The sequence below is a fragment of the Glutamicibacter ardleyensis genome (genome assembly GCF_014644555.1).
In the GTDB taxonomy this organism is placed as follows: Bacteria; Actinomycetota; Actinomycetes; order Actinomycetales; family Micrococcaceae; genus Glutamicibacter; species Glutamicibacter bergerei.
Window position 1 is genome coordinate 187,114 of sequence record NZ_BMKX01000007.1, and the last position, 22,659, is coordinate 209,772.

Here is a 22,659-nt window from a genome sequence, read left to right on the forward strand (position 1 = left end):
GCTACTTGGTGCCTAATATGCGTTGTGCATGAGTGTATAAGTTGATGCTTTGCCCGCGGGAGAATCCAGCTATGGTGAGACCACATTCATCCGCTAGCTCTACGGCTAAGGAGGAAGGCGCACTGACCGCGCTAAGTACCGGTATTCCCGCCATGGCGGCCTTCTGTACCAATTCGAATGATGCTCTACCGGAGACCTGCAAGATGCTCTGTCGAAGCGGCAGGTCGTTTGCCCGCAGGGCTGCTCCGATGACCTTGTCCACGGCGTTATGCCGTCCCACGTCTTCGCGCAGTATCAACAGTTCCCCGTCGGTGTTAAACAGTCCTGCTGCGTGGACTCCACCGGTGGAATCAAAGAGCCGCTGCGCGTCACGCAGTGTGTCCGGCATTTTTAGCAGTGCCTCGAGCTGAACCTGCCCGTCGTCGGGGTTCAGCACGTAGTTGGACTTCTTGTGCACCTCATCGATCGAGTTGGTCCCGCAGATCCCACAGGCCGAACTTGTCACCACGTTGCGGGCGGCCGACAGATCCGGAACCTGTGCGCCGAAGCCCAGCTGCGCTTCAATCACGTTATAGGTCTGATTGCCGTCCTCGTCAGTTCCTGAGCAGTAGCGCATCGAGGTCAGCTGTTCGGCGCGGGCAATGATTCCCTCGGCATGCAAAAAGCCTGCCACGAGATCAAAGTCATCTCCCGGGGTGCGCATCGAGGTAGTAAAGGCAGTGGAGCCAAAACGGATCTCCAGTGGTTCTTCACCTGCCAGTTTTTCTTCGCGCACGAAGCTACTACCGCCCAACGTGGCGCGGATAATGCGCCGTCGCAATATTTTGCGTCCCATCGCGGTTTTCCTATTCTTGCAAGTGCTCCGAGTCACTTAACAACGTATCCCAGAATCCTAGTGCCGCGGGCACTTGTGACCTTATTAATTATTCGGCTTCAGGCTGAAAAAGGTCCTCTATTTGGCATCCAAAGAGCGCGCTGAGTTTAAACGCCAGCGGCAGTGAGGGATCATAGCGTCCCTTCTCCAAGGAAATGATCGTCTGGCGCGAGACCCCCAGTGCGTCGGCGAGCGCCTGCTGGGACAGTCCCCGCGCTTTACGGTGATCAGGAAGGTTGTTTTCCACTATCCTTCAGCTCGCTTGATCAGCCAGTAGCGCACGCCGAAGTCGGCCATCGCCAACCCCACCACGCCAGCCAAGATTAAACCTATCGAGGCCTGGACTTCGATAAACGAAAGGACCGCGGCACCCAGACCGCAGACGAGCAAGACATCTTGAAAGACGCCCACCGCAGCCTTGTCATACCATTGGGATTCCACTGAGATCTCAGGATTCTTGGTAGCACCACGTAAGGTGGAGCGATCTAGCAGCAGGGCCCAGCAGCCGACCGAGAGTACCGGCAGTAGTCCGGCAGCCATGATGAGCGTTGCTAGGACAAAGTTTCCCGGAAAGTTTAACGTGGCGAAGAGCAGGCCTGCGGCTATTGAAAGCACTGCGCCGGCAAGCAGTGAAACGCTGATCAGCGTTGCCTGGCTGCCACCGAAGCGCGAGCGTCCCCAACGGGCTTTGGTTTCTTGTTCCGTGTTCACAACATCCTCCTCGTAATGTAAACCAAACTTTACAGACAAGGGAGCTTTACAGTCAAGCGACCTTTACAAAGAAGTTTAAAAACCAGCGGCGCCGTGCTTTCGCATGGCGCCGCTGGCGGTGATCCCCTCCAGGATCCCCGGAAGACCCCCCTTCCGGTTCGTCTACCGCCCCATCGCAATAGGGGCGGCATCCGAAATCTTTATCCGAAGCGTCCTGAGACGTAATCTTCGGTGGCCTTCTGCTCCGGGTTGGAGAAGATGGCTGCGGTGTCGTTGTACTCGATGAGCTTGCCTGGCTTGCCGGTGCCGGCAATGTTGAAGAACGCGGTCTTATCGGACACGCGTGCGGCTTGCTGCATATTGTGAGTCACGATCACCACGGTGTAGTCGCTCTTAAGCTCGTTGATCAAGTCTTCGATGGCAAGTGTGGAGATTGGGTCCAGGGCCGAGCACGGCTCATCCATCAAGATGACGTCCGGCTTCACCGCAATGGTGCGGGCGATGCACAGGCGCTGCTGCTGGCCGCCGGAAAGGCCCGAGCCTGGCTTATCCAGGCGGTCCTTAACTTCATTCCACAGGTTTGCACCGCGCAAGGACTTCTCCACTAGGGAGTCGGCATCCGAGCGGGAGATCTTTTTACCGTTGAGCTTCACACCCGCCAGCACGTTGTCCTTGATGGACATGGTGGGGAACGGGTTCGGACGCTGGAAAACCATGCCAATCTGGCTACGCACGGTCACCGGGTCAACGCCCGGACCATACAGGTCATCCCCGTCCAGCAATACTTCACCCTCGACGCGGCCGCCGGGGATCACTTCGTGCATCCGGTTCAGCGTGCGCAGGAAGGTGGACTTGCCGCAGCCCGAGGGGCCGATGAATGCGGTGACCGACTTTGGTTCGATGTTGATCGAGATATCTTCAACGGCGAGGAACTTGGAGTAGTAGACGTTCAGCGCGTTGACGTCAATGCGTTTTGCCATGGTGTATTCCTTGGAAATCTAGTGTGGATAAGTGCCGGAGCCTTAGGCTCAACGGCCCTTCTTCGGGGCGAACAGCGAAGCGATCAAGCGGGCACCGAGGTTCAGTGCCATCACCATCAGGATCAGCAGCAGGGCCGCAGCCCATGCGCGCTGTACCGACGGGTCAATATTTGTCGGGCTGGTCGGAGTGAGAATCTGGTAGTAGATAAAGGTCGGCAGCGTGGACATCCAGTTTGCGAACACGTTCGTGTTGATCTGGCTTGCGATACCGGCGGTCACCAGAATTGGCGCGGTTTCACCGATCACACGGGCAATCGCCAAGGTGACACCCGAAGCGATACCGGAGATCGCGGTCGGGATGACTACCTTCAAAATGGTGCGCCAGCGGCGCACGCCCAAGGCGTAGGCGGCCTCACGCAATTCGTTAGGAACAATCTTGAGCATTTCCTCGGTGGAACGCACCACCGTAGGAATCATCAGCACGCTCAACGCGACCGCGGCGACGATACCCATGCGGGCGTTAGGACCAAGGATCAACCCGAAGAAGGCGGCGGCAAACAAACCGGCAACGATGGATGGGATACCCGTCATTACGTCTACGAAGAAGGTGATCGCCTTGGACAGCGGACCGTTCTTACCGTATTCGACCAGGTAGATCGCGGTGAGCATGCCCACCGGAACCGAGATGACCGTAGCCCAGAGGGTAATCAGCAACGTGCCCATCAGCGCGTGGTAGGCGCCGCCGAGAACCGGGGTTCCATCGGCTACGGTCTGATTATCAACCGCACCGGTCACCCCGTTCATGGAAGTGAACAGGAAGTGACTGCTCATTCCCGGTAGTCCCTTTTCCAGCACCGTGTACAGTACCGAGGCCAGCGGGATCAGCGCCAACAAGAAGGAGCCGTAGATCAGGTAGGTCCACATCGCGTTGCGCCCTTGGCGCTTGCCCTCAACCGCCGAGGTCAGCACGGTCGCGGCGATAACAAAAAGTACCGCAGAGTAAATCGCGAAGGTTGCCACACTGAACCCGGTCAGCGTGGATAGCGCCGCACCGATGATAATCGCACCGGCAGCGGTAGCTGGCACGGCCCAACGTGGAAGCTTGCCCTTGGACAAGGAGTTGCGTTTGCGGCTTGGCGGGGTCGGCGTGGCCGAGTGCTTATTGCTAGTCATGACACTCATCAGTTAGCTCCCGAGAATTCCTTGTGGCGGGCGATGATGCCACGGGCGATCATGTTCACGATCAGCGTGATCATGAACAGCACCAGGCCGGCGGCGATCAGTTCTGCCAGACGCAACCCGAATGCCTCGGGGAAGTTCAGCGCGATTTCCGCGGCGATTGTCTGGTTGCCGGATTTGATCAATGATGGGATCAGGTTGCCGGTGGACAGCACCAGAGCCACTGCCATGGTTTCACCCAGTGCACGGCCCAGACCCAGCATGACCGCCGAGATGATGCCCGGACGCGCAAAGGGGATAACCGCCATAGCGATCATTTCCCAGCGCGTAGCACCCAACGCCAGCGCGGCTTCCTCATGGAGCTTAGGGGTTTGCAAGAATATTTCACGGCTCAGCGAGGTGATGATCGGCAAGACCATCACCGCGAGCACAATGCCTGCGGTAAACATGGTTTTACCGGTCTGCGAGGCAGGACCGGCGAAGATTGGGATGAAGCCCAGGTTTGCTGCCAACCATTCAAAGATTGGAACCAGCGCCGGGGCGAGCACCATATAACCCCACGCGCCGTAGATCACCGAAGGGATCGCGGCTAGCAGGTCGATGACGTAGCCCAGTGGGCCGGCGACCTTACGTGGAGCAAAGTGCGAAATAAACAGGGCCACACCGATACCTACCGGGGTGGCAATCAGGAGCGCGATCGCCGCAGCGATCACGGTACCGATAACAATCGGCCAGATGTAGGCGAAGAAGCCTTCGCCGCCGGAAATGTCGGCCGGGTCGGCGACAAACGTCGGCAGGGCCTGGATGAGCAAGAAGATCGCAACGGCGAACAGCGTGACTAGGATCAGCACGCCGGCAGCCAATGCGGTGCCGGAGAAGATCTTGTCGCCCGCTTGACCCGAGGTCGATGACTTGCTCTTCAAAGCATTAGTCGTCATGGCAGGAGCCTTTACAAGGAGGGGGTTACGACTGCGAGGTCGTGGGGGTGGAGGGGGTTTTGCGAGGGCGGATCATTTTAATCCGCCCACGCGGTCATGCTTGGATACTACTTGGCTACGGTGATGCCGTCGATCGACTTGGCAGCCTTCTCGGAAATTGCGGCCGAGATTGGGGCGTTGCCGGCAGAATCCTGCGCGGTCTTCTGGCCTGCGTCGGAGATGACGTAGTTGCCGAAGGCCTTGACCAGGTCAACGGTTGCCTGATCCTTGTAGGAGCTGCAGAAGATGTGGTACGAAACCAGCACGATTGGGTAGGTGCCAGCCTCGGTGGTGTCACGCTCAAGGTCCAGCGCCAGATCGTTCTCGGCCGCGTCCTTGACCGGGGTTGCGGTTTCTAGAGCCTTGGCTGCTGCCTCGGCCGAGATCTTGGTGTATTCCTCGCCGACCTTGACGTTCACGGTGGACAGCTTGCCCACTGCGGAGAAGTCAGCGTAGGTGATGGCGCCGTCGGTGGAGGTGGTGGTGGAGACCACGCCGGAGGTGCCCTTAGCGTTTTCCGACTGGATGTCGCTTGGCCAGTCACCGGAAACATCGTAGTCCCAGACGTCGCCAGCTGCTGCCTTCAGGTATTCAACAAAGTTCTCGGTGGTGCCGGACTCGTCGTTGCGGTGTACCACGGTGATCGCGGTGTCTGGCAGTTCCACATCTGGGTTCTGGCTGGCGATAGCCTCATCGTTCCACTTGGTGATTTCTTTCTTGAACACCTTGGCGATGGTTGCTGCGTCCATGTTGATTTCTTCGACGCCTTCAAGGTTGAAGGCAATCGCGATCGGGGAGACGTAGGCAGGAATGTTGAATGCACCCTCTGGGCCGCAAACTTCCTTAGCCTTTTCGGCTTCTTCTGGCTTCAGGTAAGCGTCCGAACCGGCGAACTGTGCGCCGCCTGCCAGGAATGCTTCGCGGCCAGCGCCGGAACCATCTGGCGAGTACTGCACGTTGGCGTCCGCGTTCTCAGCCTTGAAGCCGGTAATCCAGGCTTCCATTGCCGAGTTCTGGCTGGAAGCGCCGATGCCGGTTAGCGTGCCGGTGACGCCGGATGCAGCCGAGCTGCTGGCCGACTCCGAGCCGGCGGCTGCGGTTGGGTTATCTGATCCACAGGCGGTCAGTGCGAGCGCGGCGACGGAAAGAACTGCAGCAGCGCTGCCAAAACGATTGAGCTTCACGAGTATTACTCCCCATTTATAGATGATCTGAGTGTGACCAACAGCGGACATCTGCCACGCTTCGTATACGACGTTAAACGCCGTAGGTAACCAGATCACCCAGCCAAGGTGAACGGAAGGTTAACAACCCACACAATCTCACGTGAGCTCGATCACCTGGTTTATTTCTGGAGTTTTTTGGCGCCCGCATCACAAATGGGCGCAACATCGCCGACGCGAGGCTCGCTCTTGGAGCGTGTCATGGAACACTAGTGACATGTCCCAAGCAGGAATAGCGCAGCGCGCGTGGAAGTTTCTGAGCCAACGCAACCGCTCCGGACTGGTGCGCACCCGAAACTCACTACCGCGCATCTCGCGCATGACACTGGGCGCAATAGGCGCATTCTGGATCGCTTCGGCCATCTGGGGACATACCGACCCGATCTTTGCCGCCACCAGCGCGCTGGTATCTCTAGGCTTCGGATCGGCGACCACCACCCGCCGCACCGCAGAGGTCGCACTAGGCTGCACCCTGGGCGTAGCCCTGGGCGACATGCTGATGCACTGGTGGGGGCAGGGCATTTGGCAGGCAGCCGCGGTGATGTCGCTGTCTCTGGTGGTAGCCCGCTATCTGGATTCTGGCGCAATTTTCTCGACTCAACTCGGCATGCAGTCGGCGCTTGTTGTTTTGCTGCCGATTAGTGCCGACGGACCTTTTGCCCGTTCCATTGACGCGATGACCGGCTCGCTGCTGGCGTTGCTCATCGTGATCCTGTGGCCCAGCGACCCACGGCGCACCCCGGTGGGCGGCCTCTCTGATCTACTCAAGGAGTTATCCGAGGTGATGATCGAATGCTCCTGGGCGGTCCGCGACGATGACCACCGCGCAGCATTCCACGCACTGATCAAGGCTCGCGCCACCCAACGCCATCTCGATTCCCTTCCCGGAGCCTTCCGCACGGCCCGCGAAGTCGCAACGCTCTCCCCTACCGGACGCAGACATCGCCACGAGTTAAGCCGGTTATCCTCACGCTTTGAACACTTTGATCGTGCCACCCGTAACTGTCGGGTTTTTGCACGCCGGCTGGCCTCGGTGCTGAGTAATAGCGCGCTGACCGAGCAGGGCGCGCAAAGCCTGGCACCACTGCTGCGTGACGTATCCGAAGCGGTAAATACGATGGCCCATTCGGTGCGCGAACCTACCGTGGCCGGACAAAGAAAATTTGAGAAAGCCGCCAGGCACCAGCTCGAAGCGGTAGCGGCCCAACTTGACCCGCGTGAACTTGGCGTCGAAGGGTTGCAAGGTGAAGGCCTGGTCTTGCTGCTTCGCCCGATGGTTGTCGACCTATTGCAGGCCGCCGGCCGAGATCACGAAGAAGCTGTGGGGCCACTGCCTCGCCTGAGCTGAATTGTCCGTTTAGCTAGATAACATTGAGCTATGGCCAAGACCTCCACACGCAGTAAGCCTTCCGCAAGCTACAAATGCGCCGAATGTGGCTGGACAACGGTTAAATGGGTGGGCCGTTGCGGCGAATGCCAAGCTTGGGGTTCGGTCGACGAGGTTGGCGCTGTCACCGCGCGCACCGCACCGGCCGCCAAGGTGGCACATATTGCCCAACCTATTGCGCAAATTGATGGTTCGGCAGCGGCATTCCGCACCAGCGGGGTCTCCGAGCTGGACCGCGTACTCGGTGGCGGGCTCGTCCCGGCCGCGGCGATCTTGCTAGCCGGGGAGCCCGGGGTAGGAAAATCCACCTTGCTGCTTGATGTAGCTGCAAAGGCGGCGGCAACCGGCCTGCGCGTACTTTATCTGACCGGCGAGGAATCCGCGGCGCAGGTTAAATCACGTGCCGAACGGATTAATGCGGTGGCAGATAATCTGTACCTGGCCGCGGAAACCGACCTGTCGCTCGCACTGGGTCAGATTCGCGAAATTGACCCCCAGCTGCTGGTGTTAGATTCCGTGCAGACCTTCTCTTCGGCTGAAATCGACGGGTCCGCCGGCGGCGTGTCACAGGTGCGTGAGGTCGCAGCCTCAATTATTAATGCCGCAAAAACCCGTGCGATGACCACCATTATGGTCGGTCACGTCACTAAGGAAGGCTCGGTTGCCGGACCGCGCCTGCTCGAACACCTAGTCGATGTGGTCTGCCAGTTCGACGGCGAGAAACACTCCCGACTACGCATCCTACGTGCGCTAAAAAACCGCTACGGTGCCACCGATGAGGTGGGCTGCTTTGATTTGAATGAAGATGGCATTCATTCACTGACCGACCCTTCAAAGCTTTTTGTCACCCGCACCCGCAACCCGGTGCCAGGTACTTGCATTACCGTGACGCTGGAGGGCCGTCGCCCCTTGGTCGCCGAGGTGCAAACCCTACTTTCACGCTCCAGCGCTCCGGCTCCGCGCCGCGCTACCAGCGGCTTAGACCCGGCGCGCGCGCAAATGGTGCTGGCGGTACTGCAGGCGCGAGCCCGCATGGACCTGTCCGCGATGGACTCCTACATCGCCACCGTCGGTGGGGTAAAAATTACCGAACCCGCAGCGGACCTTGCCTGCGCCCTAGCGATCGCCTCGTCAATGAACGATTTTCCGCTTCCCCAAGACTTTGTCGCATTCGGCGAGGTGGGGTTGGCCGGTGAGGTGCGCCAGGTGCCAGAAATTTCCCGACGAATTACCGAGGCTGCACGGCTGGGATTCTCTTTTGCAATGGCACCTTCTACCCCAGAACCGCTAAAAAATATCCCGGACGGTATTCGCGTCTTTCAGGTCGAGTCGATCACCGAGGCACTAGACGTCGCCTTTACCCAGCGAAAGAATCCAACAGGATAAAATGGTGGTTGCTGCCCGCTGAAAGGACGCACGGTGAAACTGCACCCCACCCCCGCACTGTTAACCACTCTGGCCCGGATCGCACCGGGAACCGAACTAGCTCAAGGGCTTGAACGCATCCAGCGTGGACGTACCGGAGCGTTGATAGTTCTAGGTCACGATCGGGTAGTTGAATCCATCTGCTCCGGCGGTTTTCGGATTAACACCGAATACACCCCCACCCGGATTCGCGAACTAGCGAAGATGGACGGCGCAATTATTCTTGATGCAACGGGAAAACAGGTATTGCAAGCAGGGGTACAGCTCATGCCTGATGCTGCAATCGAAACCCAAGAATCCGGAACCCGGCACCGCACCGCCGAGCGTGTGGCAGTACAGACCGGTTTCCCGGTCATCTCGGTCTCCCAATCGATGCATACCATCACGCTATATGCAGCCGGCGAGCGCCATGTGCTGGAAACTAGTGAGCGCCTGCTGGCGCGCGGTAACCAAGCGGTAGCCACCCTGGAGCGGTACCGGCACCGGTTGGACCAGGTCACCAGCGCCCTGTCTGCCGCGGAGATTGAAGATGTGGCCACGGTTCGTGAGGTCCTCGCGGTACTGCAACGCACTGAAATGTTACGCCGAACCAGCGAGGAGATCTCCCGGCATGTACTGGAACTAGGCGTAGACGGTCGCCTGCTCGCGGCCCAGCACGCGGAACTGCTCGCCGGCGTGCAGGCCGATAACCAGCTGATCCTGCGCGATTATTCAAATGCGGAGGGTGTGGAGCTGGATATTGACGCGGCGCTGAAGAAGCTCGCCGAGATCACCGACGCACAATTGGTCGAGCTGGAAGCGCTCACCAAGATCCTGTTCCCGAATTCGACCGTGAGCCAAGATGACCAACTCACCCCCAAGGGTTACCGGTTGCTCTCACAGATCCGCACGGTGCCCAAGGCTATCGGCGAGCGGCTGGTGGCAGCCTTCGATAATTTGCAGCACCTGATGGCGGCGTCCACCACCTCGCTGATGGAAATCGAAGGCGTCGGTGAACAGCGCGCGCGTTCGATCCGCGAAGGTCTGGCCCGTATGGCCGAGTCCTCACTTTTGGACCGGTACATCTAGTCCAGCTGGAAGGTCACCGGCTCCGAATTGTTTTCGCCTAAGGCTGCGGTGAATTTGTAGGTTCCCGGACGTGGTTTCACGTTGACTGACTTGCAGCCCGGGGCCGAGCGTTGACGGGACCAGGTGAAGCGGGCAGATTCTTTTTGTCCCGGCTTCATTTTCATTGCCACATCTTCACCATCGGTCAGACAGTCGAGTGTGGAGAAGATGCGGTCGTTGCCGCTGGTGATCAAGAATTCTTGTTGGGTGGTACCCACGTTTAATTCGCACTCACGCTCTGAGCTGTTCTCAATGCCTAGGATCAGCACCGGTTGCTTATCGGTGGGGTACGAGCCGGTATCGGTGCTGGCGGTAATTTTTACCTCATCCGAAGAGCATTTGTCCCCCGTGTCCGGTGTAGCGGACTCATTAGGGCTTGGCGAAGTGCTCGGCACCGCTTGCGGTTTGTTCTCGACTGGCGTGCTGGCTCCAAGAATTCCGGCCAGCGCTACGCCGCCCCAAACCAGCAAGCCAACGATCGCTAAAGCGATCACGGCCACGGCAATGCGCCGGCGGCGATAAACGCTGGCCGCTGATTTTCCCCCCGATGCATTACTCATGGCTTAAGGCTAGTTCATCGCTGAGCCTCAGCCCGGTAATGCCAGCCGATTCCACACCGTGAATCGGCTCGCTTAGAGTGGATACGTGCAAGAAATCCACCAACAAATTAATCACTGGTACCAGCGCAATGCCCGCGACCTTCCGTGGCGTCGTCCTGGCGTCAGCGGCTGGGCCGTCATGGTCAGTGAATTCATGCTGCAGCAAACTCCGGTGGTGCGCGTGCTACCGGTCTGGGAGCAGTGGATGCACCGTTGGCCACGGCCTCAAGACCTGGCCGCCGAGCCCTTGTCCGAGGCGTTAAAGGCCTGGGGCCGTTTAGGCTATCCGCGCCGCGCCATGCGCTTGCATGCGGCCGCCATTGAAATCACCACCCAGTACAACGGTGAAGTGCCGGAAACCGAACAGCAGCTGCGTGCACTTCCAGGGGTCGGCGAGTACACCGCCGCGGCCATTGCCTGTTTCGCCTACGGGCAACGCACCGTAGTCGTTGATACCAATATCCGCCGGGTGCACGCCCGGTTATTTGGTGGGATGGCGTTACCCGAACCAAATCCGCGCGCCAGCGAGTTCGCACGTGCCAAGCAGGTTCAACCCGAAGAGCACTCAAGCGCAAATCTGTGGAATATCTCGGTCATGGAGCTCGGCGCGCTGATCTGCACGGCACGCTCACCAAAATGTGATGCCTGCCCGGTCTATGAACACTGCGCGTGGATTAAAGCAGGGCAACCCGCACCGCACTACGCGCCCAAAGGACAAGCGTGGAAGGGCACCGACCGCCAGGTTCGTGGGGCGATGATGGCGATCTTGCGGGCCCACGAAGAACCCGTGCTCCGCGAAACCTTCCTGACGGATCTAGCGCTTCAAGGCCACGGCGACTATATAGCCCTGCACAAGCTTGACGCGCCGCTTGAGCAACGTGAACGCGCACTGGCCGGGCTGCTGAGCGACGGATTAGCGCTTGCTGAAGAAGCAGGTATCCGGCTGCCAAGCTAGGCTTCGCGCGCCACTTATCGTATTTGGGGCAGTACCGCCCTATGCTATGGCTATGAATGCAAGCGCAGACGCGGCTAATGCCGCCCGCAGGGCAGCCGATCACCCCTGGTTTGAGCGATTGGCCAGGTCCGGTTACGTGGCCAATGGAATATTGCACGGAGTATTAGGCGCGTTGGCCTTGGTGCTCGCCACCGGTGGATCCGCTCAGGCAGATCAAAGCGGGGCCATCCAGGCACTTGCGTCGCAACCATTTGGTGAACTGTTGCTGTGGGTCTGTGCCGCCGGATCCCTGCTTTTGGGTTTATGGAATATTTCTCAGGCGTTGCTCCACAGCGACAAACTTCGTACGCGCATAAAATTTGTGTCCACCGGGTTAGTTTTTCTGCTCACCGGGGGCGCTTTTGGCCGTTACGCCATCGGCAGTGGTAGCGATTCCAAGAAGACCGCTACCAGCCTCAGCGGTGAGCTGATGGGACATCCGGCCGGGCAGATCGCATTGATTATTACTGGCGCCGCAGTGATCTGCGTAGGTGGGTTTTTCGTCTTCCGCGGTGTGACCCGCAGGTTCTTAAAAGACCTAAAAACCACTGGTGGCACCGCGGTCTCCCCCGCCGTGAAAATCACCGGAACAATCGGCTACATCGCCAAGGGCCTGGTGCTTGGAGCTCTCGGCTTACTCTTTATTGTCGCCACAATTCAGCATGATCCCGAAGAAGCAACGGGAATTGATGGGGCGCTCAAGGCCATCCGAGACCAGAGCTTCGGTTCTGTCGCGCTAGCGGCCATCGGTGTCGGATTGCTGGCCTACGCGGTATATCTGCTTTTCCGCGCACGCTACGATTCGATGGACTAGAAGGTCAAGATCATTCGGGTATTTCCCAAGGTATTTGGCTTCACCCGAGCTAGGTCCAGGAACTCTGCCACGCCCTCATCACGCGAGTGCAGTAGTTCCTGATACACCTCTTGGTCGACCGCGGATTGATCGGCCATCACGGTGAACCCATGGCGTTCAAAAAATTCCACTTCGAAGGTCAGGCAAAAGACCCGGGACACTCCGACTTCTTTAGCCCGACGCAGCAATTCTTCAATCAGCACATGCCCAACACCCTGACCGCGGTATTTGTTGCTGGAGGCAAGCGTGCGGATCTCTGCGATATCTTCCCAGATCACGTGTAGACCACCACAGCCGACTACTTCGCCGCGGCTAGCGTCTTCGGCGATGACGAACTCTTGAATGGACTCGTAGTAGGTTACCGCTTCCTTGTCCAGCAAGATTCGGTCTACCGCGAGCGGGCGCACAAGGTCCCTAATTTTCGCGACATCGCTGGTACGGGCTGAGCGGACGGTAAAAGTATTCACCTGCCACATACTATTCCCGTAACCAAGCCCACCCAAGCACTGAAGTCTTTTTTGTGACACATCAGCCAAGCAATATGCAACACTAAGGGCGGACAACCACAAATCAGGGAGCACGATGCAACAGCATATGGCGAAACCCGGAGCCGGCTTGCTGCTAGTGCTCCTGGCCTCAGTAGGTATCGCCCCGTTGTTTACCTACGGGCTCAGTGCCACCAGCGACCTGGTTATTTCGGAGCTGCACATCAGCGAGACGCAGTTCGGTTTACTTGCCACCGTATGTTTCGGTTGTGCAGCTATCGGTAACGCCGCCTTCAGTAAGTTCGCTGATCGGCGCACCGATGCCAGCTTATTCATCATCGTTTTTGGTCTATCGGCTGCCGCACTTGCCTTGGCTGCTATTCCCAGTGGTTACGCGTTACTACTCGTGGCCGCGATGTTCGCTGGCTTCGCGCAGTCCTTCCCCAACGGGGTCACCAATCGAGTGTTGGTCCAACGCGTGCCAGGGGCACAACGCATCACGTGGACGGGCATCAAACAATCTGGTGTGCAGGTAAGCCAGCTGGTGGGCAGCCTCGGATTCCCGTTGTTGGCCGCCTGGATTGGCTGGCGCGGGGCTTCATTGGTCGGAGCGATACTTGCCGCGGTGCTCGGGGTGTTGACGGTCAGACTGATCAACGCCACCGCCCTACTTCCAGTCCCGGCGAGCAAGCCACGGAAAAATACGGCAACCACCACCGGCCCTTCCACCCGTTTTATCGTTATCACGTTGACCGCTTTTGGCTTCATTAACGGTATGGGGGTGCAGGCAACCAACGTGTACCTTCCCTTGTTTGCGGTGCGCGAGTTGCACTTTTCATTGCTTTTAGGCGGCCTGACCGCTGCCGTGGCAGGAGCCTTCGGCGTGGCCGCACGTATCGGCTGGGGAGCACTGATGTCTAAGGGAGTCTCTGCACCCAAACTGTTGCTCACCTTAGCCCTGTTAGCCACCAGTGGTGCGTTGACCTTCTGGCAAGCCCAGGTACAGCATTCTGCGCCTCTGTTATGGCTTGCGGTGCTCTTACATGGTGCTGCGGCCCTTGGAGTTTCGGTGGTGTTGATGGCCGCGTTGTTACGCGCGGTTCCAGCAGCTTCGCTAGGTAGTTCCACCGGCATTGTCTCGGCCGGGCAGTTTGCCGGGTTTACTTTTGGACCACTAGCTATGGGTGCGTTAATCTCCTCACCTGGCGGGTTCACTACCGGCTGGCTGGCGGTAACCGGGGTGTACCTGTGCTGTGTGGGTCTCGGCCTGTACTTAGTATTGCGAAAACGCAGCTAATGGATCTGGCCACCTTGGCTCATCTGCGCCGGGCACGAGACCTCATGGATCGGCATTTTGCGGATCCGTTAGATGTTCCTGCAATGGCGGGGCGTGCACTGATGTCCCCCGCACATTTTTCTCGGGAGTTTAAGCGCGCTTACGACGAGACACCCTACTCATACCTGTTGACCCGCCGGATCGAACGAGCCATGGTGCTCTTACGCGCCGGAGTTTCGGTAACCGACGCTGCCATGGCTGTCGGGTGGAGTTCGCTTGGTTCCTTTAGCAGCCGATTCACCGAGATAGTTGGTGAATCCCCTTCGGCTTATGCGGCACGTGAGCATTTAGCGACCGAGGAGATCCCAGCGTGCATTGCCAAGATCCTGATGCGCCCTCCACGATTTTGAGCAGTTTTGAAGAAGCTCAGAATTTTCCCCGACACTAGGCTGAATTCATGACAAATATTAGTGTGCAATATATTCCGGTCACCGTACTTGATGTTGATGAAGCCTTAGTTTTTTACCGCGACGCGTTGGGTCTTGAGGTGGTCTCGGATGTAGCTCACGGCGGGTTCCGCTGGGTATCGCTAGCAATATCTGGGCAGCCCGGTCTGAACTTGGTACTCTCTGCGCCAGGCGCTGGACGCTCTGAGCAAGACGCGGCCGCTCTCGCGGAACTCGTTGCCAAGGGAGCGCTAGGTGGCCTGGTGCTTTCCGTCAATGATTTGGACTCGGTGTTCCAAACCATCAGCGCCAGTGGGGCAGAAGTCCTGCAGGAACCTATCGAGCAACCGTGGGGACCTCGTGATTGTGCCTTCCGCGATCCGTCGGGAAATATGGTTCGCATCAATCAAAGCGCTTAGGAGTTTATGAACATGTCGGACACTCAGGGATTCAGCGCGGCAGAAAAAGCCGCAATGAAGGAACGTGCGGCCGAGCTAAAGGCTCCGAAGAAGCGCATGAGCAAGGCCGAGAAGCAGCAGGCCGCGCGAGCGGATCTGGAAGCAAAAATCGATTCCTTCGAAGGAAGCGACAAGGAACTAGCTCAGCGACTGCACCAGCTGATCACCAGCACGGCACCACAGTTGGAGCCAAAGCTCTGGTACGGGATGCCCGCTTATGCTCTTGATGGCAAGGTTTTGTGCTTCATTCAAGATGCTAAGAAGTTTGAGGCACGCTATCTAACTTTCGGCTTCAACGATGTGGCGCGGCTAGATGAGGGCACCTTGTGGCCAACTTCTTTTGCGATCACCGCGCTGGAAGAAACACATCTCAAAATGCTCACCGATTTGGTGGCCAAGGCAGTGAAAAACTAGGTTAAAAGCACCGCGGGTGAGGTAGTCGGAAGTTATCCGAATACCTCACCCGTGGTTTTTATTGCCTAAGCTTTAGCTTTCCAACGCAGCTGGTGCCGGTTCGCCTTCCAGCTCACCGGTTCCACCTTCTGCGTGGAAGACAAACTTGCGTGTCTCCGCTTCGCCTTCGACGTCAACAGTGATCTTCTGCCCTGAGACGATCTGCCCGAAGAGGATCTTCTCAGAGAGTTGATCTTCAATATCGCGCTGGATCGTGCGACGCAATGGACGAGCACCCATGGCTGGATCGTAGCCACGCTCGGCCAAAAGCTTGCGTGCGGCCGGAGTCAGTTCGATGGTCATACCGCGATCATCTAGTCGCTTGGCCAGACGTCCGACGAACAGATCAACGATCTCTTCGATCTCGTCCTGGTCCAGCTGTGGGAAGACCACGATGTCATCAACGCGGTTCAAGAATTCCGGACGGAAATGCTGACGCAGTTCTTCCTGAACCTTTGCCTGCATCCGCTCGTACCCGGTACGAGTATCGGCCGATGCCTGGAAACCTGTCATGACACCCTTGGAGATATCTCGGGTACCAAGGTTGGTGGTCATGATGATGATGGTGTTCTTGAAGTCGACCACGCGACCCTGCGAGTCGGTCAAACGACCGTCTTCCAAGATCTGCAGCAACGAGTTGAACAGGTCCGAGTGGGCCTTCTCCACCTCGTCAAAGAGCACTACGGCGAATGGACGACGGCGAACCTTCTCGGTCAGCTGTCCGCCTTCTTCGTAACCGACGTAACCCGGAGGGGCACCGAAGAGTCGCGAAACGGTGTGCTTCTCGGAGTACTCGGACATGTCCAAAGTAATCAGCGCGTCTTCTTCACCGAAGAGGAATTCGGCCAAAGCCTTTGCCAGCTCGGTTTTACCTACACCGGTTGGACCGGCGAAGATGAACGAGCCGCCTGGGCGGTTTGGATCCTTCAGACCTGCACGGGTACGGCGGATCGCCTGGCTAATCACCTTGATTGCCGAATCCTGGCCGACCACACGCTTGTGCAGCTCGTCTTCCATGTTCATCAGACGCGTGGACTCTTCCTCGGTCAGCTTCACCACTGGGATACCTGTGGAGTTAGCCAAAACTTCGGCGATGAGTTCCTCGGTGACCTCGGAGATTTCGTCGAGGTCGCCATTGCGCCAGGACTTTTCCTTCTCGTTACGGGCCTCGATGAGCTTGGATTCCTTATCGCGCAGCGATGCGGCACCTTCGAAGTCCTGCGCATCAATCGCAGCTTCCTTCTCCAGTCGCACGGTGGCGATTTCCTCGTCCATTTCCTTCAACGCCGGAGGTGCGGTCATGCGCTGAATGCGCAGTCGAGCACCGGCCTCGTCGATCAAGTCAACGGCCTTATCGGGCAGGAAACGATCCGAGATGTAACGGTGCGCCAGCGTGGCAGCTGCCTGCAGTGCACCGTCGGTGATGGTCACGCGGTGGTGCGCTTCGTAGCGGTCACGCAGGCCACGCAGAATCTGCGTGGTCAGCTCGACCGAAGGCTCCTTGACCTGAATCGGCTGGAAACGACGCTCAAGAGCCGCGTCCTTCTCGATGTTCTTGCGGTACTCATCCAAGGTGGTTGCACCGACGGTCTGCAGCTCGCCACGAGCCAGCATTGGCTTGAGGATCGAGGCAGCGTCGATAGCGCCCTCGGCGGCACCTGCACCCACGAGGGTGTGGATCTCGTCGATGAACAAGATAATGTCTCCGCGGGTACGGATTTCCTTGAGCACCTTCTTCAGGCGCTCTTCGAAGTCACCGCGGTAACGTGAGCCGGCCACCAGTGAACCGAGGTCCAGGGTGTACAGCTGCTTGTCCTTGATGGTTTCCGGCACGTCTCCACGCACGATCGCCTGGGCTAGGCCCTCAACTACCGCGGTCTTACCGACGCCTGGCTCACCAATGAGTACCGGGTTGTTCTTGGTACGACGCGAGAGGACCTGCATAACGCGTTCCATCTCGTGTTCGCGACCGATCACCGGGTCCAGCTTGCCTTCGCGGGCTGCTGCGGTGAGGTTGCGACCGAACTGGTCCAGTACTGCAGATCCCGCAGGGGTTCCCTCGGACTGTCCACCAGAGCTAACACCAGCCGAGGCGGTGTCCTTACTTCCCTGGTAGCCCGAGAGCAGCTGGATGACCTGCTGGCGCACGCGACCAAGGTCGGCACCCAGCTTCACCAGCACCTGGGCTGCGACGCCCTCGCCTTCGCGGATCAAGCCGAGCAGAATGTGCTCGGTTCCAATGTAGTTATGACCCAGCTGCAACGCTTCGCGTAGCGAAAGCTCCAAAACCTTTTTGGCGCGTGGAGTGAAGGGGATATGACCGGAAGGGGCCTGCTGGCCCTTACCGATAATCTCCTGCACCTGCTCACGCACGGCACCCAACGAAATATTCAGCGATTCGAGCGCCTTTGCGGCCACCCCATCACCTTCGTGGATAAGACCGAGCAGCAGGTGCTCGGTGCCGATGTAGTTGTGGTTGAGCATGCGCGCCTCTTCTTGGGCGAGCACGACAACTCGACGGGCACGGTCAGTAAATCTCTCAAACATCTTCGGCACACTCCTTGCTTACCAATAGTTCGATGCTACGCACCAGACGGCCACAATGCGCCCTTGTTCGCCATAGGGATAACCGGAAGACGTAGATTTCTCCATAATTCAATGGCATACCAATATTTGGTGCGCTAATTAGTTCATTAAATTTCAGACTTATTTCAACAAGCATGTACATTCATTGGTACACCAAACAAATGGACCGTGATGTACCCGTTATACAAGCAAGGGGCCGAAGTATCTTTCGATACTTCGGCCCCTTGTAGAGACTTATTGAACACCCAGTAAATTACTTGGCGCGACCTCGGCCACCCTTACGCATTGCTGCGTTGTAGGCATCCACAACATCAGCATTCAAACGCCCGCGAGCGTTGACCTTGATGTTGTTTTCTTTAGCCCATGCGCGAATTGCAGGGGCTTCACTCGTGCTGCTCTGCTTGGCTGAACGTGCAGCATCGATATATGGCTCTAAGGCCGCACGGAATTCGTCGGCGTGCTCCGCATTCAAATCCATTTCGAAGTGCTGACCAGCAACACTAAATGAAATGGACTCAACGGCTTCGCTACCATCAATGTCGTCAATCAGGGCAATCTGAACCTGACGTGCCATTATTCTATTTCCTCCATGCGTGGATTTGCTGAACTAAGCTCCAAAGAACTCAATGTTCATTGCAGAAATCAAGTATAGTCAAATTTCGCAATAAATCCGAACGCAACAAAGAATTAAGAGGGAATTACTAGACTTATCTTATTTCCCAGGCGTTCCAGATTCTGAATTACCACGATCGATGAATTTTGCCTCGGCTTCAGCCTGAGCCTTACGTTCATTTCTATCAGCGTTTGTAATCGCTTTCATCGCGTACCAAAAAATGAGCGCCAAAGCGATAGTCGGAACAATAGCCTCTACATATGGCATGGGCTTTAGGCCTCCGGCTTGAGTAGTGGGAACAAAATAGTTTCGCGAATACCTAGATCGGTAAAGAGCATCACAAGGCGGTCAATGCCCAGGCCGATACCACCCATTGGTGGGGCGCCATATTCCAGTGCACGCAGGAAGTCTTCATCAAGCTGCATCGCTTCGGGGTCTCCGCCGGCAGCCATCAGCGACTGTTCGGTGAGGCGTTCGCGCTGGATGACCGGGTCAATGAGCTCGGAGAAGGCGGTACCACGCTCCATGCCACCAATAATCAGGTCCCAGGCTTCGATCACTCCAGGCTTCGAGCGGTGCGGACGAGCCAGTGGCTGTGCCAGCGGCGGGTAATCACACACGAAGGTTGGATCGATCAAGTTTGGCTCGACGATCTCACCGAAGAGTTCAACAACCAGTTTCTGCGCGCTCCACGACGGATCAATCTTAACTTCGTGTTTTGCGGCGACTTCGCGTAGTACCGAGGCATCCGTCTCCGGGGTGATTTCCACACCCACAGCTTCAGAGAGTCCCGGGTAGACGCTCAACCAGCGCCACTCACCATCAAGATTGATGGTTCCCTTGGCGGTCTCCAAGGTTCGGCCAGCACCGATGGCGTCCGCCGCGTTGAGGATAATCTCCTGCATGCGCTGCGCCATTACGTACTGATCTGCATAGGCTTCATAGCATTCGAGCATGGTGAACTCTGGCGAGTGCGTGGAGTCCACGCCCTCGTTACGGAAGATTCGGCCAATTTCGAAGACTCGATCCACGCCGCCAACCACAGCGCGCTTCAGGTATAGCTCAAGCGCGATGCGCATGGTCATTTCCTGATCGAAGGCGTTCAGGTGGGTTATGAACGGGCGGGCCGAGGCGCCACCGTGCACCAGCTGCAACATCGGGGTTTCCACCTCGACGTACTCGTGGTTCTCTAGGGTGTTACGCACGGCGCGGATGATCGCTGCACGCTTGTAAACCATCTCGCGGGCTTCGTTACGCACGATCAGATCTGCGTAACGCTGACGCACACGCGTTTCTTCGTTCAGGTCTGCGTGCAGCACTGGAAGCGGGCGTAAGGCCTTGGAAGCCATTTCGAAGCCCTCGGCCATGACCGAAAGCTCGCCACGGCGCGAGGAAATAACCTCACCGGTGATAAACACATGGTCCCCGAGGTCTACCAGGGACTTCCACTGAGCTAAGCGCTCCTCGCCGACATTGGCCAGCGAGAGCATTACCTGCAGACGTGTTCCGGCGCCCTTTGGGCCGCCTTCCTGCAAGGTGGCGAAGCAAAGCTTGCCGGTATTGCGCATGAAGACGATACGTCCTGCAACGCCGACGCTCTGACCGGTTGCTTGGTCCGGCTCCAGATCTGGGAACAGCTCACGGACCTGCTGCAAAGTATGAGTGCGTGCCACCCCAACCGGGAAGGCTTCCTCGCCGTTTGCCAGCAGGACGTTGCGCTTATCGATGCGGACCTGACGCTGGTCGTTTGGATCGGTGCTATCTACGGAATTATTTTGGGAAGTCACAATAGTCCATTCTACGTGTCATTCATTGCTCTGTGGCCTGATCATGATGCGACTTACATGGTGATCTTTATGCCTTAACGAAAACAAGGTGCCGGGATCGCTCCCTGCACCTTGTTTCGGTACTACCAGATGGTTACGCGGTCAGCCGGGTCTAGCCACATACCGTCGCCGGGCTTCGTGTCAAATGCCTCGTGGAAGGCTGCCAAGTTTTTTGGCACCTGATTACAGCGGAATTCGCCCGGAGCATGTGGGTCGGTGGTTACCCGGACAACTGCCGTTTCCGGGCGGATCAGCGTACGCCAGCATTCTGCCCAAGCGTAGAAGAAGCGCTGATCACCGGTAACACCGTCGATCACTTCATCTTCTGCGATACCCCGTGCTGTCAGCTCTAACTTATAGGCCTGGTACGCGATACCTAGCCCACCAAGGTCGCCAATGTTTTCACCGAGAGTCAGTTGGCCGTTGACCTGGTGATCTGGTGCTTCCGTAGGGCTCAGCGCGTTGTACTGCTCGATGAGCTTTCCGGTGAGCTTTTCAAAGGCAGCTCGGTCTTCTTCGGTCCACCAGTTTGTTAGCTGCCCGGTGCCGTCATACTGCGATCCCTGATCGTCAAAGCCGTGACCGATTTCGTGTCCAATGACCGCGCCGATAGCGCCGAAGTTCGAGGCGATGTCGCGATCTTTGTCGAAGAATGGCAGGCGCAGGATAGCAGCCGGGAAGGCGATCTCGTTAAGCAGTGGGTGGTAGTAAGCGTTGACGGTCTGCGGGTACATGAACCACAGCTCTCGATCCACCCCGTCATCAATCTTCTTTAGCTCACGCTTAAATTCGAATTCGTTGGCCGCTGCAAGATTAGCGATAACGTCCAACGGGTCCGTCGTGATCGATGAGTAGTCAATCCATTCATCGGGGTACCCGATCTTTGGCCGGAACATCGACAGCTTTTCCAACGCCTTCTCAATGGTTGCAGCGCCCATCCACGGCAGATTGGAGATGGAAATACGATAGGCCTCAGTGAGTCGCTCAACTAAAGCATCCATCGCGGTCTTAGCTTCTTGCGGGAAGTGCTTGGCTACGTAAAGCTGACCGATGTCTTCACCTACACCACCCTCGGTGAACGAAACGCCGCGCTTCCAACGCTCCTTGAGGGTTTCCACTCCTCCCAGCTTCGCTGAGTAGAAGGAGAAGTTTTCGTTAACAAAAGCGCTAGACAGATACGGCGCGAACGACCGCAGGACCTGCACAGTGAGCCAGTTCTTCCAGTTCTCTAGTGGCTCAGAGTTTAGTAGTTCAGACAGTGCCTTGAAGTAGCTTGGCTGCCAGAGGACTACCTCAGCGCTGTACTTCGAATCGATACCGGCGCCCTGCAACCAGGAACGCAACTCAGGGAACAGAGCAAGAACTTCGTCTTGGTTCATCAAGTTGTAGCGTGCTTGTGCGTCGCGGACCTTAACTCGGTCCCAATGGTGACTGGCAATCCTAGTTTCCAAGTCCACCACTGAGCTCGCCGCGTTCTTCGGAGATTCAATGCCACCGAGTTCCAGCAATCGGCCCAGGTGCAACTGATAGTCCTCGACCGTCTGGGAGAACTGCTCTTCACGGTAGTAAGACTCATCTGGTAGCCCAAGGCCGGCCTGTAAGAAGGTTAGAAGGTTGCGCTCTGGATTTCCTGCGTCGTTCATCGCACCGGAGGCGAGGAATCCGCTGATGCCCTTGCGGTAGAAAGATCCAGAGAGCTCAATTAGCTGATCTACGGTCGAAAGTTGTGCAATTTCGCGTAGGTACTGCGCGACAGGCTCAGCGCCACGTGCTTCAATCACTTCTTCATTCATAAAGCTGCCGTAGAGCTCTGCGATACGCTTGGTGGGACCCTCAGTCTGGGTGCCCGACTCGTAGGACTGGACCACTTCGGTGATGATCGCGTGAACCGCGTCTTCTGCGTCATCACGCAGTTCCATGAATGATCCGTAGAGCCCCTGATCGCTTGGAATCGATGCCGAGTCGAACCACTTGCCGTTCGAGTGGCGATACAGGTCATCCTGAGGGCGGATGGAATCATCGAGATATTTCAGCGCATCAGATGTCAACGAGGGGCTCCCTATATAGCAGATCTAGTAGTATCTACTATTCACTGTAGCTATTAGTTCTTTGCCCTGAACGAGCTGAGCCATATATGCGCCGACGGCTTAAACAGGTGAGGCCCCGAACACCACAGTGTCCAGGGCCTCAAACCATCATCATTACTG

Annotated in this window: 23 protein-coding genes; 9 read left to right on the plus strand and 14 right to left on the minus strand. The window is 57.5% G+C overall.

Annotation, left to right across the window (positions count from 1 at the left end; all coding sequences use genetic code 11):
- Position 1: 1 nt before the first annotated feature.
- The 7 genes from fdhD to pstS form a co-directional block, all read right to left on the minus strand.
- Positions 2-835 (minus strand): formate dehydrogenase accessory sulfurtransferase FdhD, encoded by an 834-nt coding sequence (fdhD, locus tag IEX04_RS13840; protein ID WP_188686388.1) that lies wholly within the window; start codon positions 833-835, stop codon positions 2-4.
- Between the two features lie 88 nt (positions 836-923).
- Positions 924-1,121, minus strand: a complete 198-nt coding sequence (gene relB, locus IEX04_RS13845; RefSeq protein ID WP_188686390.1) for a type II toxin-antitoxin system RelB family anti-toxin — start codon at positions 1,119-1,121, stop codon at positions 924-926.
- Positions 1,121-1,585, minus strand: coding sequence for a hypothetical protein (locus tag IEX04_RS13850; protein WP_188686391.1), 465 nt, complete (start codon positions 1,583-1,585; stop codon positions 1,121-1,123). The genes relB and IEX04_RS13850 overlap by 1 nt, the downstream gene beginning before the upstream one ends.
- A 200-nt stretch (positions 1,586-1,785) precedes the next feature.
- On the minus strand, positions 1,786-2,565 hold the full coding sequence (gene pstB, locus IEX04_RS13855; protein ID WP_105677655.1) for a phosphate ABC transporter ATP-binding protein PstB: 780 nt from the start codon (positions 2,563-2,565) through the stop codon (positions 1,786-1,788).
- A 48-nt stretch (positions 2,566-2,613) separates the two neighbouring features.
- The gene (gene pstA, locus IEX04_RS13860; protein WP_382343979.1) at positions 2,614-3,747 is read right to left on the minus strand and encodes a phosphate ABC transporter permease PstA; all 1,134 of its coding nucleotides are present in this window, start codon (positions 3,745-3,747) and stop codon (positions 2,614-2,616) included.
- The gene (pstC, locus tag IEX04_RS13865) at positions 3,747-4,682 is read right to left on the minus strand and encodes a phosphate ABC transporter permease subunit PstC (RefSeq protein WP_188686393.1); all 936 of its coding nucleotides are present in this window, start codon (positions 4,680-4,682) and stop codon (positions 3,747-3,749) included. Before pstC ends, pstA begins: the two co-directional genes overlap by 1 nt.
- Before the next feature lie 107 nt (positions 4,683-4,789).
- Complete coding sequence (gene pstS / locus IEX04_RS13870) at positions 4,790-5,905, minus strand: phosphate ABC transporter substrate-binding protein PstS (protein ID WP_188686446.1); 1,116 nt, start codon at positions 5,903-5,905, stop codon at positions 4,790-4,792.
- A gap of 235 nt (positions 5,906-6,140) precedes the next feature.
- Between pstS and IEX04_RS13875 the strand changes: the two genes are divergently transcribed.
- Genes IEX04_RS13875 through disA form a run of 3 tightly spaced genes read left to right on the plus strand, consistent with a single transcriptional unit; the run spans position 6,141 to position 9,824 of the window.
- Positions 6,141-7,292 (plus strand): FUSC family protein, encoded by a 1,152-nt coding sequence (locus IEX04_RS13875; RefSeq protein WP_229677154.1) that lies wholly within the window; start codon positions 6,141-6,143, stop codon positions 7,290-7,292.
- Between the two features lie 30 nt (positions 7,293-7,322).
- Positions 7,323-8,717: a DNA repair protein RadA gene (gene radA, locus IEX04_RS13880; RefSeq protein WP_096256833.1), complete on the plus strand. Its 1,395-nt coding sequence runs from the start codon at positions 7,323-7,325 to the stop codon at positions 8,715-8,717.
- A 33-nt stretch (positions 8,718-8,750) separates the two neighbouring features.
- Positions 8,751-9,824 (plus strand): DNA integrity scanning diadenylate cyclase DisA, encoded by a 1,074-nt coding sequence (gene disA / locus IEX04_RS13885; protein ID WP_096256834.1) that lies wholly within the window; start codon positions 8,751-8,753, stop codon positions 9,822-9,824.
- Here disA and IEX04_RS13890 read toward each other — a convergent pair.
- Positions 9,821-10,423: a hypothetical protein gene (locus IEX04_RS13890; protein ID WP_188686395.1), complete on the minus strand. Its 603-nt coding sequence runs from the start codon at positions 10,421-10,423 to the stop codon at positions 9,821-9,823. The genes disA and IEX04_RS13890 overlap by 4 nt on opposite strands.
- An 85-nt stretch (positions 10,424-10,508) precedes the next feature.
- Here IEX04_RS13890 and IEX04_RS13895 point away from each other — a divergent pair, with 85 nt between their 5' ends.
- Both IEX04_RS13895 and IEX04_RS13900 read left to right on the plus strand, forming a co-directional pair.
- Complete coding sequence (locus IEX04_RS13895) at positions 10,509-11,417, plus strand: iron-sulfur binding domain-containing protein (RefSeq protein WP_096256836.1); 909 nt, start codon at positions 10,509-10,511, stop codon at positions 11,415-11,417.
- Between the two features lie 52 nt (positions 11,418-11,469).
- A complete protein-coding gene (locus IEX04_RS13900) occupies positions 11,470-12,270 on the plus strand; it encodes a DUF1206 domain-containing protein (RefSeq protein WP_194446458.1) in 801 nt (266 codons plus the stop codon).
- Here IEX04_RS13900 and IEX04_RS13905 read toward each other — a convergent pair.
- On the minus strand, positions 12,267-12,776 hold the full coding sequence (locus tag IEX04_RS13905; RefSeq protein WP_229677155.1) for an amino-acid N-acetyltransferase: 510 nt from the start codon (positions 12,774-12,776) through the stop codon (positions 12,267-12,269). The two genes, IEX04_RS13900 and IEX04_RS13905, sit on opposite strands and share 4 nt — an antisense overlap.
- A gap of 115 nt (positions 12,777-12,891) precedes the next feature.
- Here IEX04_RS13905 and IEX04_RS13910 point away from each other — a divergent pair, with 115 nt between their 5' ends.
- From IEX04_RS13910 to IEX04_RS13925, 4 genes are read left to right on the plus strand one after another with little or no spacing between them, the layout of a single operon-like run.
- Positions 12,892-14,091 (plus strand): MFS transporter, encoded by a 1,200-nt coding sequence (locus tag IEX04_RS13910; protein WP_188686401.1) that lies wholly within the window; start codon positions 12,892-12,894, stop codon positions 14,089-14,091.
- Positions 14,091-14,480, plus strand: a complete 390-nt coding sequence (locus IEX04_RS13915) for a helix-turn-helix transcriptional regulator (protein ID WP_096256839.1) — start codon at positions 14,091-14,093, stop codon at positions 14,478-14,480. The genes IEX04_RS13910 and IEX04_RS13915 overlap by 1 nt, the downstream gene beginning before the upstream one ends.
- A 47-nt stretch (positions 14,481-14,527) precedes the next feature.
- Positions 14,528-14,935: a VOC family protein gene (locus IEX04_RS13920; protein ID WP_096256840.1), complete on the plus strand. Its 408-nt coding sequence runs from the start codon at positions 14,528-14,530 to the stop codon at positions 14,933-14,935.
- A 12-nt stretch (positions 14,936-14,947) separates the two neighbouring features.
- Positions 14,948-15,388: an iron chaperone gene (locus tag IEX04_RS13925; RefSeq protein ID WP_170947894.1), complete on the plus strand. Its 441-nt coding sequence runs from the start codon at positions 14,948-14,950 to the stop codon at positions 15,386-15,388.
- A gap of 72 nt (positions 15,389-15,460) precedes the next feature.
- Here the strand turns inward: IEX04_RS13925 and IEX04_RS13930 are convergent, their stop codons facing one another.
- From IEX04_RS13930 to IEX04_RS13950, 5 genes are all read right to left on the minus strand, one after another.
- On the minus strand, positions 15,461-17,974 hold the full coding sequence (locus IEX04_RS13930) for an ATP-dependent Clp protease ATP-binding subunit (RefSeq protein WP_096256842.1): 2,514 nt from the start codon (positions 17,972-17,974) through the stop codon (positions 15,461-15,463).
- Positions 17,975-18,266: 292 nt separating this feature from the next.
- Entirely contained in the window at positions 18,267-18,587 is a 321-nt protein-coding gene (locus IEX04_RS13935) for a histone-like nucleoid-structuring protein Lsr2 (protein WP_105677644.1), read from the minus strand.
- A gap of 138 nt (positions 18,588-18,725) precedes the next feature.
- Positions 18,726-18,893 carry a hypothetical protein gene (locus IEX04_RS13940; RefSeq protein WP_181148077.1) on the minus strand — a complete coding sequence of 56 codons (168 nt, stop codon included), beginning with the start codon at positions 18,891-18,893 and terminating at the stop codon, positions 18,726-18,728.
- A gap of 5 nt (positions 18,894-18,898) precedes the next feature.
- The gene (lysS, locus tag IEX04_RS13945; protein ID WP_188686404.1) at positions 18,899-20,413 is read right to left on the minus strand and encodes a lysine--tRNA ligase; all 1,515 of its coding nucleotides are present in this window, start codon (positions 20,411-20,413) and stop codon (positions 18,899-18,901) included.
- 122 nt (positions 20,414-20,535) lie between these two features.
- Positions 20,536-22,500, minus strand: coding sequence for a M13 family metallopeptidase (locus tag IEX04_RS13950; protein ID WP_188686407.1), 1,965 nt, complete (start codon positions 22,498-22,500; stop codon positions 20,536-20,538).
- Positions 22,501-22,659: the final 159 nt, after the last annotated feature.